Origin of the sequence: Streptomyces sp. ISL-96 (assembly GCF_018614035.1) — a bacterium.
In the GTDB taxonomy this organism is placed as follows: domain Bacteria; phylum Actinomycetota; class Actinomycetes; order Streptomycetales; family Streptomycetaceae; genus Streptomyces.
In genome coordinates this window covers 1-14,242 of the sequence record NZ_JAGGPA010000042.1, presented here as the reverse complement: position 1 = coordinate 14,242, position 14,242 = coordinate 1, and the positions used below count along the sequence as shown (strand labels likewise).

The window sequence follows — 14,242 nt, the reverse complement described above, 5'->3', positions numbered from 1 at the left end:
GAAGGCGCCGGGGCCTCTGCGCGTCCCCCGGGGCTCCGCCCCGGACCCCGGTCCTCAATCGCCGGACGGGCTTGATTTTGCTAGTCGTGCCAAGCCCCGAAGTCCTCCAGCAGTGCCTGCAACGGCTCGAACACGGCCGGCGACGCCGCAATGGCCAGCTCACCGGACGGACGCTCACCGGGCCGCCCACCCGTCAACGCCCCCGCTTCCCGCGCGATCAGGTCCCCCGCGGCCAGATCCCAGGGCCTGAGCCCCCGCTCGTAATACCCGTCCAGCCGCCCCGCAGCCACATCGCACAGGTCGATCGCCGCCGACCCGCCCCGCCGGATGTCCCGCAGCCTCGGAATCAGCCGCTGCACGACATCCGCCTGATGGCTGCGCACCGTCGCGACGTAGTTGAAGCCGGTGGAGACCAGTGCCTGGTCGAGCGGCGGCGAAGGCCGCACCCGCAGCGCGGCGCCATTGCAGTACGCCCCACCACCCCGCACGGCACGGAACGTCTCACTCCGCATGGGCGCCTCCACCACCCCCGCCAACGTCTCGCCGTCACGACGCTCGGCCGCGATGGACACCGCCCAAGTCGGCAGCCCGTACAGATAGTTGACCGTGCCGTCGAGCGGGTCGATCACCCACCGCACCCCACTCGTGCCCTCGCTGCTCGCACCCTCCTCGCCCAGGACGCCGTCATCGGGCCGGTGTTCGGCGAGGAAGCCGGTGATCAGCTTCTCGGCGGCGATGTCCATCTCGGTCACGACATCGATGGGGCTCGACTTGGTCGCGGCCACCCCGAGATCGGCCGGCCGCCCGTCCCGCAGCAGCGCACCGGCCCGCCGTGCGGCCTCCAGGGCGAGTTCGAGCAGCTCGGACAAGAGGGGATCAGTCACGGCTCTCCTAGCTGGCGAAAGGGCGAAGGTCAGGCGTACGGACTGTCGGCACCCGCCGCCGCGGGCCTGGGGGCCCGGGCCGGGCAGCACCCGACCGGGCAGAGGTCGTGGCTGGGGCCCAGCGCCCCCAGAGCGCACCGCTCCACCGGCAGCCCCCGCTCGGCGGCCGCCCGCTCCAGCAGCAGCTCCCGCACGGCGGCGGCGAAGCGCGGATCGGCGCCGACGGTCGCGGACCGGCGCACCGGCAGGCCGAGTTCGGCGGCCTTGGCGGTGGCCTCGGTGTCGAGGTCGTACAGCACCTCCATGTGGTCCGAGACGAACCCGATCGGAACCATCACCACCGCGGGCACACCCGCGCCGTGCCGCTCCTCCAGGTGGTCGCAGATGTCCGGCTCCAGCCACGGAATGTGCGGCGCCCCGCTGCGCGACTGGTAGACGAGCCGCCAGGGGTGCGCCACCCCGGTCTCCTCGCGCACGGCCTCGGCGATCACCCGTGCGACGTCCAGATGCTCGGCGACGTACGCGCCGCCGTCACCGTGCGCCTCCACGGGCCCGGACGTGTCCGCCGCCGCCGTGGGGATGGAATGCGTCGTGAAGGCGAGGTGCGCCCCCGCCCGGACGCCCTCGTCCAGCTCCGCCAGGGACCTGACGACCCCGTCGACCATCGGACGCAGGAAACCCGGGTGGTTGAAGTAGTGCCGCAGCTTGTCGACGCGCGGCGGTTCGATCCCCTCCGCCTCCAGTGTCGCGAGCGCCTCGGCGAGGTTCTCCCGGTACTGGCGGCAGCCGGAGTAGGAGGCGTACGCGCTCGTGGTGAGCACGGCGATCCGGCGGCGGCCGTCCGCGGCCATCTCGCGCAGGGTGTCCACGAGGTACGGCGCCCAGTTGCGGTTGCCCCAGTAGACCGGCAGGCCGTCCAGACCGTGCTCGGCGAAGTCCTTGCGCAGGGCGTCGATGAGCGCGCGGTTCTGCTCGTTGATCGGGCTGACTCCGCCGAACAGGAAGTAGTGCTGCCCCACCTCCTTGAGCCGCTCCTTGGGGATGCCGCGGCCACGGGTGACGTTCTCCAGGAACGGGACCACGTCGTCCGGGCCTTCGGGACCGCCGAAGGAGAGAAGCAGCAGGGCGTCATAAGGGGCGGGATCGCGCTGATCGGGCATGGGAACGATCCTGCCACTCGCGCGCGGCGGCGGTAAAACGCCGTGCGGCACGCCGCAGGGCAGCCGTAAGATGCAGGTCCCATCTGTACGCCTTACCGGAGCGCCAGCTTGCCCAGCCCGTACCGCGCGATCTTCGCCGCCCCAGGCACCAAGGCGTTCTCCGTCGCCGGCTTCTTCGGCCGGATACCGATTTCCATGATGGGCATCGGCATCGTCACCATGATTTCCGAGCTCACCGGCCGGTACGGGCTCGCGGGCGCCCTCTCCGCCACCCTCGCCATGGCGGCCGCCGTGATGGGTCCGCAGATATCGCGGTACGTCGACCGGTACGGGCAGCGCCGCGTCCTGCGCCCCGCCACCCTGGTCGCGGTCGCGGCCGTCGCGGGGCTGCTGATCTGCGCCCAGCAGGACGCGCCCGACTGGACGCTGTTCGTTTTCGCGGCGGGCGCCGGCTGCGTACCGAGCGTCGGCTCGATGGTCAGGGCCCGCTGGGCGGAGATCTACCGGGGCTCCCCGCGCGAGCTGCACACGGCGTACTCCTGGGAGTCGATCGCCGACGAGGTCTGCTTCATCTTCGGACCGATCATCGCCATCGGGCTGTCGACCGCGTGGTTCCCCGAGGCCGGTCCGCTGCTCGCCGCCGTCTTCCTGGCCGTCGGCGTCTTCTGGCTGACCGCGCAGCGCGCCACCGAGCCCGTCGCGCACCCGCGCGACGAGCACACCGGCGGCTCGGCGCTGCGCTCCCCCGGGCTCCAGGTGCTGGTGGCCACCTTCGTGGCGGTCGGCGCGATCTTCGGGTCGATCGACGTGGTGACGGTGGCGTTCGCGGAGGAGCAGGGCCACAAGGCGGCGGCCAGCCTCGTCCTCGCCGTGTACGCGCTCGGTTCCTGCCTCGCGGGAGCGGTCTTCGGGCTGCTGCATCTCAAGGGCCGGGCGTCCACCAGGTGGCTGGTGGGCGTCTGCGCGATGGCCGTGAGTATGATCCCCCTCCAACTGGCCGGGAACCTGCCGTTGCTGGCCGTGGCGCTCTTTGTCGCGGGCCTTTCCATCGCACCGACGATGGTGACCACCATGGCTCTCGTCGAGCAGCACGTACCGCGCACCAAACTGACCGAGGGCATGACCTGGACAGGAACCGGGCTCGCCGTCGGAGTCGCTCTCGGTTCCTCGGCCGCAGGCTGGGTGATCGACGCGGCGGGGGCGGACGCGGGGTACGCGGTGCCCGTCGCGGCGGGAGCGCTCGCGGCCCTGGTGGCGTTCCTGGGGTACCGCCGGCTTCGGACGCCGGCGCCGACACGGGGAGGGCACGGCAGAGATGGCGAGCACATCAAGGGCGGCGTCCAGGACGGCGAGCACGTGGCGTAACTGGGCGGGGAACGTCACCGCCCGTCCGGCGCGCGAAGTGACGCCCGCTTCGGCCGAGGAGCTCGCGGAGGCCGTACGCAGGGCCGCGCAGGACGGCCTGAGGGTGAAGCCGGTCGGTACGGGCCACTCGTTCACGGCGGCCGCCGCGACGGACGGTGTGCTGATCCGCCCCGACCTGCTGACCGGCATCCGCGACATCGACCGCGCGGCCGGGACGGTGACCGTGGAGGCCGGCACTCCGCTCAAGCGCCTGAACGTGGCCCTGGCTCGGGAGGGCCTGTCGCTCACCAACATGGGCGACATCATGGAGCAGACGGTGGCCGGTGCGACGAGCACCGGTACGCACGGCACGGGCCGCGACTCGGCTTCGACGGCCGCGCAGATCCGTGCCATGGAACTGGTCCTGGCGGACGGGTCGCTGCTGACCTGTTCCGAGGAGGAGAATGCCGGCGTCTTCGCGGCCGCCCGGATCGGTCTGGGCGCCCTGGGCGTCGCCACCGCGATCACCCTTGCTGTGGAGCCCGTCTTCTTGCTGACGGCCCGCGAAGAGCCGATGACCTTCGACCGGGTCACCGCCGACTTCGACGCACTGCACGCCGAGAACGAGCACTTCGAGTTCTACTGGTTTCCGCACACCGACAACTGCAACACCAAGCGCAACAACCGCAGCGCGGGCCCCGCGGCGCCACCCGGCCGGATCAGCGGCTGGGTCGAGGACGAACTCCTCTCCAACGGGCTCTTCCAGGTGGCCTGTTCGGTCGGCCGGGCCATCCCCGCAGCCGTGCCCGCAATCGCCAAGCTCTCCAGCCGCGCGCTGTCCGCTCGTACTTACACGGACATTCCCTACAAGGTCTTCACAAGCCCGCGCCGGGTGCGCTTCATGGAGATGGAGTACGCCGTTCCGCGCGAGGCGGCGGTGACGGCGCTGCGCGAGGTGAAGGCGATGGTCGAACGCTCGCCGCTGCGCGTCAGCTTCCCGGTCGAGGTGCGCACGGCCCCGGCGGACGACATCACGCTGTCCACGGCATACGGCAGGGACACGGCGTACATCGCGGTGCACCTCAGCCGGGGCACCCCGTACAAGGCGTACTTCACCGCGGTGGAGCGGATCATGATCGCGCACGGCGGCCGTCCGCACTGGGGGAAGGTGCACACGCGGGGTTCCGAGTACCTGGCCGGGGCCTACCCACGCTTCGCGGAGTTCACGGCGCTGCGCGACCGGCTGGACCCGCAGCGGCTCTTCGCCAACGACTACCTGCGCCGAGTCCTGGGCGACTAGGCCCATCTCGCCTGCCTCACCCATCTGGCCCATTTGTTCAACCTCACAACATGAAGGGACATTTGGGGGAAGTAGACAGTTCCGTTTCGGGCGATTCTGTGAAGCAGGCCACCACAGAGGGCACTCGGCGGCAAACCGGCGGGCTCAACTCCCGTACCCCATGAGAACTTCGGTGGCGCGCCGGTCCACCCCCATGGCCCGAATGGAGTACTGTGGCGAGCCCTGGGTCCGGCCTTCATCGCGGACGCCCGCCGCTGATAGTGACGAGGTGGTCACTATGAGTGGCGAAATGGTAACCGTGCCATAACGGCAATCCCGGGTTGATGCCCGACACGCCGGGCAACTGGGCAAGGTTGTGGCAGGCTGCACCCGGGCAGGCCACACTCGACTAGCGGAAGCAGCGACGCACGTGACGTCGGCAGGCACCACCCGGGAGGTTCCCATGCCCGAACTGCGTGTCGTGGCCGTCTCGAATGACGGCACACGACTGGTGCTGAAGGCTGCTGACAGCACGGAGTACACGCTTCCGATCGATGAGCGGCTGCGTGCCGCGGTGCGCAACGACCGCGCACGTCTCGGCCAGATCGAGATCGAGGTGGAGAGCCACCTCCGTCCTCGCGACATCCAGGCGCGTATACGCGCCGGTGCCTCTGCTGAAGAGGTCGCGCAGCACGCCGGCATCCCGGTGGACAGGGTCCGCCGGTTCGAAGGACCCGTACTCGCCGAGCGCGCCTTCATGGCCGAGCGCGCCAGGAAGACGCCCGTACGCCGCCCCGGTGAGAACACCGGGACCGGACCCCAGCTCGGTGAGGCGGTGCAGGAGCGGCTGCTGCTGCGCGGCGCCGACAAGGAAACGGTCCTGTGGGACTCCTGGCGGCGCGACGACGGTACGTGGGAAGTGCTGCTGGTCTACCGCGTCGCGGGCGAGCCCCACTCCGCGAGCTGGACGTACGACCCGCCCCGGCGGCTCGTACAGGCCGTGGACGACGAGGCGCGCGCGCTGATCGGCGAGACCGACGACACGGCGATGGCGGCAGCGCCCGAGCCGAGCTTCCCGTTCGTACCGCGGATCGCCAGGCTGCCCCGCGACCGGCCACTGGACCGTGCGCTCGACCGGCAGATGGACCGGCAACTGGAGCGGCCCACCGCGCCCGTGCCCGATCCTGAGGAGGAGCGGGATTCGCTGACCAGCCTGCTGGAGGCGGTACCGAGCTTCCGCGGCGACATGGTGGTGCCCGAACGTCCCGCGCCGCCGCCGGAGCCGCCGACGACCGAACCCGACGCCGCGCAGGAACCGGAGGCCGAGGAGCCCGCGGCGTCCGCCGCCTCCGGAGCCGGTTCGGCGTACGCCGACGTGCTCATGCCGCGCGCTGTCGCCGGCCACCGCGAACGGCTCACCGGCACGACGGACCGCCAGGCCGAGGCCGACGGGGTCCGCCCCGGGCGGCGGGCGGCCGTACCGAGCTGGGACGAGATCGTCTTCGGTACGCGCCGCAAGAAGCAGGACTAGAGGCTTTGAGCGGAGGGGCCCGTACGGATCGCGTACGGGCCCCTCGGCATGCGGAGTTACATCCCGGGTTACGGCCTGAGTTACGGCCCGCCGGGTTACCGGGGGTCGGCTCCGGTCGCCACGGGGCGGGACTCGTCGGCCGACCATTCGGACCACGACCCCACGTACAGCGCCGCCGGGATGCCCGCGACCTCCAGCGCCAGCACCTGCTGGGCCGCGGAGACACCCGAGCCGCAGTAGACGCCGACCGCCGGGGCTTCTTCGGCGCCCAGCGACTTGAAGCGGGCGGCCAGCTCCGGCGCGGGGAGCAGGCGGCCGTCGGGACCGACGTTCTCCGTGGTGGGGGCGGAGACCGCGCCCGGGATGTGGCCGGCGACCCGGTCGATCGGCTCGACCTCGCCCCGGTACCGCTCCCCCGCCCGCGCGTCGAGCAGCAGCCCGGCGCGGGCCAGCTCGGCGGCGCCGTCGGCGTCAAGAAGCGGTACGGCGCCGGGAACTGGCTGGAAATCGCCGGTGGCCGGGACCGGGACCTCGGACTCGACCGGGCCCTCCCACACCGCGAGACCGCCGTCCAGGACCCTTACGCCGGGGTGGCCCGTCCAGCGCAGCATCCACCAGGCGCGCGCCGCTGCCCAGCCCTGCCCGCCGTCGTACACGACGACAGGGGTGTCGTGACGGACGCCCGCGCGGCGCATGACGGCGCCGAAGGCCTCGACGTCGGGGAGCGGGTGGCGGCCGCCGGAGCCGGGCGGACCGGCGAGTTCCGCTTCGAGGTCGACAAAGACCGCTCCGGGGATGTGACCGGCCTCGTACGCGGCGCGGCCGTGCGGTCCGCCCAACTGGTAGCGGACGTCCAGGAGGACCGGCGGCCGGTCTCCCATGAGCTCGCCCGCGAGTTCGGCTGCGGTGATGATGGCATTCATAAGTGCCATCCTCGCGCAGCCTCCAGTACGACCGGCACCGTACGGCCATGGCGCCGAAACGAGTGGGGAAATGCCAAATCGGGCATTCTCCCACGGGAACTCACAGAAAGCGGCGCGGCCGGGACGCGCGGCACGACGGTTGGTGCAAGCATCTGCACGGGCGCGCCCCTCCACTGCTTCACGGCTTCACAACAGGGCGCCCGTTCCCGCACGGCCACCACCACGATGGTCCGAGGAGAGAGTGACGATGACCGAGGCAGCGACCCGGCGGCCGACGCCCGGTGCGCCCTGCTGGGTGAGCCTGATGGTGCACGGCCTGGCCACCACGCAGGAGTTCTACCGAGCGCTGTTCGGCTGGGAGTTCCGGCCGGGACCGCAGCAGCTGGGCCCGTACGTACGGGCGATGCTCGACGGCAAGGAGATCGCGGGCATCGGACAGCTGCCGCCCGACCGGCATCTGCCGATCGCCTGGACGCCGTACCTCGCCACCGACGACGCCGATGTCACGGCCGAGTCCATCAGGAGCCACGGCGGCACCGTCGGTGTCGGGCCGCTCGACGCGGCGGACGCCGGCCGGATGGCGATCGGCTCGGACCCGGCGGGCGCGGTCTTCGGCATCTGGCAGGCCTCGTCCCATCTCGGTACCGCGCTGGCCGGCACCCATGGCACGCCGGTCTGGAACGAGCTGCTGACACGCGAGACGTCGACGGTCGGAAAGTTCTACGAGGCGGTGTTCGGCTACGCCGTGGAAGCGGGGGCAGCGGGGGCACCGGCCGATTTCGGCCATCTGACGCTGCGCCTCGACGGCCGGCCGGTGGCCTCCGTGCGCGGTGTGGGACAGGCCTTGCCGCGCGACAGGGGGGCGCACTGGATGACGTACTTCGAGGTCGAGGACACCGACGAGTGGGCCCGGCTGGTGACGGAGCTCGGCGGGCATGTGCTGGAGCCGCCCCACGACGCGGCCGCCGGCCGGGTGGCGACCGTATCGGATCCGGAGGGCGCGGTGTTCACGATCGTACGGTCGGCCGCTACGGCCACTACGGCTACTGCGACGACGCCGAGCGGCTGACGGGGTCGGCGGGGGAGAAAGGGTCGACGGGCAGCACGTCGGGCGACAGGGCCCCGGCGTGCGCGGCCGCGGCAGTCATCCGGCGCCGGTGATGGCGGCGGCACAGCACCTCGTAACCGACCTCGTCCGGCGACTGGTTGACGTCACCGACGACGACCTGGGCGCCCTCGACGACCATCTCACCGCCTATCGTGCGGGCGTTGTGCGTGGCCCGCGCCCCGCACCAGCACAGCGCCTCGACCTGCAGCACCTCCACCCGGTCGGCGAGTTCGACCAGGCGCTGCGATCCCGGGAAGAGCTTGGAGCGGAAATCGGTGGTGATGCCGAAGGCGAAGACGTCGAGGTCGAGGTCGTCGACGACGCGGGCGAGCTGGTCGATCTGCTCGCCGGCGAGGAACTGCGCCTCGTCCACGATCACGTAGTCGGCGCGGTTGCCCTGGGAGAGGTGGGCGACGAGGTACGCGTAGAAGTCGAAGCCCTCGGCGGCCTCGACGGCGTCGGTGACCAGGCCGAGGCGGGAGGACAGCTTGCCCTCGCCGGCCCGGTCGTCGCGCGTGAAGATCATGCCCTGGAGGCCGCGCGTGGACCGGTTGTGCTCGATCTGAAGAGCGAGGGTGCTCTTTCCGCAGTCCATCGTTCCGGAGAAGAACACCAGCTCGGGCATGAGGGGTTGGGGGCCTTTCGGGTCTGTGCGGGGCGGGGCGCGCGTGCTGCTGCTGAGGTTACGAGCGGACTTCGATGAGCGGAACGAGCTGCTCGGCGGCCGTCATGGAACCGTGCATGCCCACCATCGCGGACTCGTGCGGCTCACGGCGCGACGCGATGACCACGACGTCGTCGTGGGACGCGGCGACGACGTCACCGATGCGTCCGTACACGCGCTCGTCGACCACCGGGCCGAACCAGCCGGCCGCGATCACCTCGTCCCGGCTCGCCACCCAGAACTGCTCGCCGAGCACCTCGCGCCAGACGGTGAGCACGTCGTTCTCGGCACCGGGGACGGCGTACACATGACGGGCCCGTCCCTCGCCACCCAGCAGGGCGACGCCGGCGCTCAGCTCCCAGTCCTCGTCGAAGTCGATGCGCGACTCCTCGTCGAAGGGGATGTCGATCATGCCGTGGTCGGCGGTGATGTACAGCGCGGCGCGGGGCGGCAGCTGCTCGGCCAGGCGCTGGGCGAGCCGGTCGACGTACATCAGCTGGCCGCGCCAGGCGTCGGAGTCCATGCCGAAGCGGTGGCCCTTGCCGTCGACCTCGCTGTAGTACGTGTAGACCAGCGACCGGTCGCCCGCCGCCAGTTGCCCGGCGGCCAGGTCCATGCGCTCCTCGCCGGTCAGCTTGCCGCGGAACGTGCCGCCGCTGAGCGCGATCTTGGTGAGCGGGGTGTGCTGGAAGTCCGGCGAGGACACCTGCGCGGTGTGCACGCCCGCGGCGTCGGCGAGCTGGAAGACCGTGGGGTACGGCTGCCACAGGTGCGGGTCGGTCCACGGCTTCCAGCGCAGCTGGTTCATCAGCGAGCCGGTGTCGGGATCCCGGACGGTGTAACCGGGCAGGCCGTGCGCGCCGGGCGGCAGTCCGGTGCCGACCGAGGCGAGCGAGGTCGCGGTCGTGGCGGGGAACCCGGCCGTGAGCGGGCGGCCGGTACCGCCGCGCGAGCTGCCGAGGAGGGAGTGGAGGTACGGGGCCTCTTCCGGGTGCTCCTTGATCTGCTCCCAGCCGAGACCGTCGATGAGGAACACGCAGTTCCGGTCGGCGGGCGTCAGCTCGGGGATCGTCGCCGTCATCCCTGGTACGTCCATGCCTGCCGCGAGGGTCGGCAGCAGGTCCGCGAGCGAACCGCTGCCGTACTCGGGCACGGGCGCGGTGCCCAGGGCGAGCGGAACCGGGTCGGACCAGGCGGGCAGTGCCATCAGCGGTCGGCCGCGGCGGTCGCTTCGGAGAGCGCCTGGGCGAACGCGAGCGTCTGGCGCACGGTGTCCGGCCCGTCACCGGCCTCGCTGACGCGCAGGCTCAGGTCGTCGGCGGTGCTGTTGCCGGTGTAGCCGTGGTCCGCCTCGCAGTTGGGGTCGCCGCAGGCGGCGGGCTCCAGGTCGATACGGGATACGGCGCCCCAGCCGATGGTCAGGACGACCTCGCGGGGCAGCGTGCCCGGCACGTACTTCTCCGGGTTGGCGACGACGCGGCTGACCACGACCGACGAGATGCGGTCGAGCTTGACCGACTCGGTGGAGGTGGTGGCGTACGGCGCCGGGGAGGTGGTGTCGGCGGCCTGCTCGTCGGTGTGGCTGACGATGAAGCGGTTGCCGGTCAGGACGAGGACCGTGACATGCCGGCGGACCTCGTTGGAGTCGAAGGTCGTCTCCTGGTGCACCAGGTATGAAGAGACCGGCTCGCCGCCGACAGCGGCCTCCACCGCTTCGGCCACGAGGGCCGGGTAGTAGCCGCTGCGCTCGATCGCCGCGCGCAGCCCCTGGGTCGTCGTACCGGTCTTCGCCATGCCCTCCATCCTACGGGGCTCCGGGGGCCCCGATGCCGGGTCTGTGGATGAGCGGTCCCGGTCAGTAGCTGGGGAGGCGGCGGGGGCCGAGGTCGTCGCGGGCGGGCGGGGGTGCGAGACGTACGGTCGCGCCGAGGACGGACAGGCCGTGCGGGGCGACGACCACGGGCTCCAGGGCGACCCCGACCACTTCCGGGTGATCGTCGACGAGCCGTGACACGCGCAGCAGGAGCTCTTCGAGTGCGGCGGTGTCGACGGGGTCGGAGCCGCGCCAGCCGAAGAGGAGGGGAGCGGTCCGGATCGACCTGATGAGCTCGGCGGCGTCCCGGTCGGTGGCCGGAACCAGCCGGTGCGCGATGTCTCCCAGCAGCTCGGAGGCGGCTCCGGCGAGCCCGAAGGACAGGACGGCGCCGGCCGCCGCGTCGATGGACGCCTTGACGACGGTGTCGACGCCGCGGGGGGCCATGGCCTGGACGACGAGCTGGAGCTCTTCCGGCTTGCCGAGGGCTCCGGTCAACTCGTCGTAGGCCCTGCGAAGTTCCGTCTCGTCGGCCAGATCGAGGCGTACGGCGCCGAGGTCGGGGCGGTGGCGCAGGTGCGGGGCGGTGGTCTTGAGAGCGACGGGGTAACCGATCCGGCCGGCCGCCGCGACGGCGTCGTCGGGCCGGGGCGCGGGCAGGGTGGGCCGTACGTCGATGCCGTACCGCCCGAGGAGCTCGCGGGCGGCGTCGCCGGTCAGGGGCATGGAGCGGGGGCCGGTGCCGTCCGCGCGCCCGCCCGCGCCCAGCAGTGCGTGGATCTGGTCCGCCGCCCCGGCCTCGTCGATGTCGTCGTACTCGGGCACCCGCCCGGGCTCGGCGGCCTGGCGCCGCCATTGCGCGTACTTGACGGCCTCGGCGAGGGCGCGCACGGCGCGCTCGGCGGCGGGGTAGGCGGGGATGCGCCGCCCGGCGGGCGAATCTTCCCCCGCTGCCGAATCCAGCCCGTCCGGCGTTTGAGGACCGGGGTCCGGGGCAGCGCCCCGGTTCGGGAAGGGGCGGGTAGGGGAAGAGCCCCGCGCGGCGGCCCCCGCACCCGCCGCAGGAGCCTGGCGTACCGTGCTCGTCGCCGCGGCGAGCGCGTCCGCCAGCGCGCCCATCTCCACGTGCACCACCGCCACCGGCTTCGCCGGCCCCGTCGCCGCCCCCGCCCGCAGCGCCGCCGCCAGCACCTCTCCGTCGCCGGATTCCGTCACTCCGCCCTCGCCGACCCAGGGGATCGCCGTCACCACGACCGCGTCGCACGCCCCGTCCGCCAGCGCCTCGGCCAGTGCCGCGCGGAAGTCCGCCGGAGTCGCGGCCGTCGTGAGGTCGAGCGGCGGGAGCGGGCGAAGGCCTTCCGCCAGGCAGGCGTCGTACGTCAGGAGGCCCAGGGACTCCGAGTTGCCGAGGATCGCGACCCGCGGCCCGGCCGGCAGCGGCTGGCCCGCCAGCAGCAGCCCCGCGTCGACGAGTTCCGTCACCGTGTCGACGCGGATGACCCCCGCCTGCCGCAGCAGCGCGGACACCGTCGCGTCGGGGATGCGCGTGGCGGGCACCGCGTGCCCCGGCGGCGTACTCCCGCTGTGGCGCGCGCCCTTCACCACGACGACCGGCTTCTCCGCCGCCGTGCGCCGGGCAAGGCGCGTGAACTTGCGCGGGTTGCCGATCGACTCCAGGTAGAGGAGGACGACGTCGGTGTCCGGATCGTCGTACCAGTACTGGAGGAAGTCGTTGCCCGACACGTCCGCCCGGTTACCGGCCGAGATGAACGACGAAAGGCCCGCGCCCCGCCGGTAGAGCCCCGACAGCAGAGCGATCCCGATCGCGCCGGACTGCGTGAACAGCCCGATGCGGCCCCGCGCCGGCGGCTCCGGCGCGAGCGAGGCGTTGAGGCGTACCGCCTCCGACGTGTTGATGATCCCGAAGGCGTTCGGGCCGATGATCCGCATGCCGTACGAACGCGCCTGCCGCACCAGTTCCCGCTGGCGCGCCCGCCCCTCGGCCCCGCTCTCGGCGTATCCGGCGGACAGGACGACCAGCCCCTGGACACCGCTCTCGCCGCAGTCCCGGACCACCTCCGGCACCCGTTCGGCCGGTACGGCCACGACCGCGAGGTCGACGGCCTCGCCGATGCCGGCGACGGAGCGGTGGGCGGGCACGCCGTCCAGCTCGGTGAGGTCCTCGGGGAAGGCCCGGTTCACGGCGTACGTGCGACCGGTGAATCCGGCGGCGAGCAGATTGCGCAGGACCGTGCGCCCCACGCCGCCCGGCGCGCGCCCCGCCCCGACGACGGCGACGGAACCGGGTCCGAGGAGGCGCTGCACGGAGCGGGACTCGGCGCGGTGCTCGCGGGCGCGCTGCACCGCGACGGAACGGTCCGTCGGCTCAAGGTCGAATTCGAGGTGGACGACGCCGTCCTCGAAGCTGCGCTTCTGCGTGTAGCCCGCGTCCGTGAAGACCTTGATCATTTTGGAGTTGGCGGGCAGTACTTCCGCCACGAAGCGCCGGATGCCGCGCTCCCGCGCGACCGCGCCGATGTGTTCGAGGAGGGCGGAGGCGACACCGCGCCCCTGGTGCGCGTCCTGGACCAGGAAGGCGACCTCGGCCAGGTCGGCGTCGGGGCCGGAGGAGGGGCGCCCCTGCGCGTTGATGCGGTCGAACCGGACGGTGGCGATGAACTCACCGCTCACCGTGGCGGCCAGGCCCACCCGGTCCACGTAGTCGTGGTGGGTGAAGCGGTGGACGTCCTTGGCGGAGAGTCGCGGGTACGGCGCGAAGAAGCGGTAGTACTTCGACTCGTCCGACACCTGCTCGTAGAAGCTGACCAGGCGCTCGGCGTCGTCGGGGGTGATGGGCCGGATCCGCGCCGTACCCCCGTCACGCAGCACCACGTCGGCTTCCCAGTGAGCCGGGTACGCGTGGTGCCCGTTCCGATCCGGCGGGGCCTGCTCCAGCGGGGGCTGCATGACGAAAGCCTACGGGTCGCGACCCCGGTCGGGGCGAGGCAGGCTGAGGCGGCAGACTGGACCTCGGCGCGAGGCGGCACAGGGCCGAGGGCACGGCTGCTCCGCGCACCGTGAGAGACTGGTCTAGACAACCGTTAGAACATGAAGGGCAACACCATGGTTGAGCGCCGTGTCACCGTCGGCTGGGCCGAAGGCCTCCATGCCCGGCCCGCCTCCATCTTCGTTCGCGCCGCGACCGCCTCGGGTGTGCCCGTGACGATCGCCAAGGCCGACGGCAACCCGGTCAACGCCGCCTCCATGCTCGCGGTGCTCGGCCTGGGCGCGCAGGGTGGCGAAGAGATCGTGCTGGCTTCCGAGGCCGACGGCTCCGACGCCGCTCTCGACCGCCTGGCGAAGCTGGTCTCCGAGGGCCTGGACGAGCTTCCCGAGACGGTCTGACTACTCGGCCGGGCGAATAAATCGCGACGGAGCCGTGGCGCCCCGAATTCCGGGCGCCACGGCTCCTTTTGTTTATGCGGGGCTGTACGCCGCGAAATGCGGGCAGCGGAAATAGTAACTGTTCAGGGGTT

General features: G+C 72.1%; 12 protein-coding genes. 5 read left to right on the top strand and 7 right to left on the bottom strand.

The genetic code is table 11. The features are described 5' to 3' along the window. Positions 1 to 80: 80 nt before the first annotated feature. Both J7E96_RS25720 and J7E96_RS25715 read right to left on the bottom strand, forming a co-directional pair. Positions 81 to 884, bottom strand: a complete 804-nt coding sequence (locus J7E96_RS25720) for an inositol monophosphatase family protein (RefSeq protein WP_215134304.1) — start codon at positions 882 to 884, stop codon at positions 81 to 83. 29 nt (positions 885 to 913) lie between these two features. Further along, positions 914 to 2,044: a ferrochelatase gene (locus J7E96_RS25715; RefSeq protein WP_215134302.1), complete on the bottom strand. Its 1,131-nt coding sequence runs from the start codon at positions 2,042 to 2,044 to the stop codon at positions 914 to 916. A gap of 108 nt (positions 2,045 to 2,152) precedes the next feature. Here J7E96_RS25715 and J7E96_RS25710 point away from each other — a divergent pair, with 108 nt between their 5' ends. The 3 genes from J7E96_RS25710 to sepH all read left to right on the top strand — a co-directional run bounded on the left by J7E96_RS25710 (position 2,153) and on the right by sepH (position 6,198). Continuing rightward, complete coding sequence (locus tag J7E96_RS25710) at positions 2,153 to 3,409, top strand: MFS transporter (RefSeq protein ID WP_215134300.1); 1,257 nt, start codon at positions 2,153 to 2,155, stop codon at positions 3,407 to 3,409. Beyond that, positions 3,360 to 4,688 carry a D-arabinono-1,4-lactone oxidase gene (locus J7E96_RS25705; protein WP_215134298.1) on the top strand — a complete coding sequence of 443 codons (1,329 nt, stop codon included), beginning with the start codon at positions 3,360 to 3,362 and terminating at the stop codon, positions 4,686 to 4,688. The genes J7E96_RS25710 and J7E96_RS25705 overlap by 50 nt, the downstream gene beginning before the upstream one ends. 442 nt (positions 4,689 to 5,130) lie before the next feature. Further along, positions 5,131 to 6,198 carry a septation protein SepH gene (gene sepH / locus J7E96_RS25700; protein WP_215134296.1) on the top strand — a complete coding sequence of 356 codons (1,068 nt, stop codon included), beginning with the start codon at positions 5,131 to 5,133 and terminating at the stop codon, positions 6,196 to 6,198. A gap of 95 nt (positions 6,199 to 6,293) precedes the next feature. On the opposite strand, the gene J7E96_RS25695 is transcribed toward sepH, so the two are convergent. Next, a complete protein-coding gene (locus J7E96_RS25695; RefSeq protein ID WP_215134506.1) occupies positions 6,294 to 7,121 on the bottom strand; it encodes a sulfurtransferase in 828 nt (275 codons plus the stop codon). A gap of 247 nt (positions 7,122 to 7,368) precedes the next feature. On the opposite strand from J7E96_RS25695, the gene J7E96_RS25690 reads away from it, so the two are divergent. Beyond that, positions 7,369 to 8,190 (top strand): VOC family protein, encoded by an 822-nt coding sequence (locus tag J7E96_RS25690; protein WP_215134294.1) that lies wholly within the window; start codon positions 7,369 to 7,371, stop codon positions 8,188 to 8,190. Here J7E96_RS25690 and J7E96_RS25685 read toward each other — a convergent pair. From J7E96_RS25685 to J7E96_RS25670, 4 genes are all read right to left on the bottom strand, one after another. Continuing rightward, positions 8,165 to 8,854, bottom strand: coding sequence for a thymidine kinase (locus tag J7E96_RS25685; RefSeq protein WP_215134292.1), 690 nt, complete (start codon positions 8,852 to 8,854; stop codon positions 8,165 to 8,167). The genes J7E96_RS25690 and J7E96_RS25685 overlap by 26 nt on opposite strands. A 58-nt stretch (positions 8,855 to 8,912) precedes the next feature. After that, positions 8,913 to 10,100: an alkaline phosphatase family protein gene (locus J7E96_RS25680; RefSeq protein WP_215134290.1), complete on the bottom strand. Its 1,188-nt coding sequence runs from the start codon at positions 10,098 to 10,100 to the stop codon at positions 8,913 to 8,915. Beyond that, on the bottom strand, positions 10,100 to 10,687 hold the full coding sequence (locus J7E96_RS25675) for a DUF5998 family protein (RefSeq protein ID WP_214972944.1): 588 nt from the start codon (positions 10,685 to 10,687) through the stop codon (positions 10,100 to 10,102). The genes J7E96_RS25680 and J7E96_RS25675 overlap by 1 nt, the downstream gene beginning before the upstream one ends. 61 nt (positions 10,688 to 10,748) lie before the next feature. Further along, on the bottom strand, positions 10,749 to 13,673 hold the full coding sequence (locus J7E96_RS25670) for a bifunctional GNAT family N-acetyltransferase/acetate--CoA ligase family protein (protein WP_215134288.1): 2,925 nt from the start codon (positions 13,671 to 13,673) through the stop codon (positions 10,749 to 10,751). A 156-nt stretch (positions 13,674 to 13,829) separates the two neighbouring features. Here J7E96_RS25670 and J7E96_RS25665 point away from each other — a divergent pair, with 156 nt between their 5' ends. Then, entirely contained in the window at positions 13,830 to 14,111 is a 282-nt protein-coding gene (locus tag J7E96_RS25665; RefSeq protein ID WP_069930388.1) for an HPr family phosphocarrier protein, read from the top strand. Positions 14,112 to 14,242 lie beyond the last annotated feature (131 nt).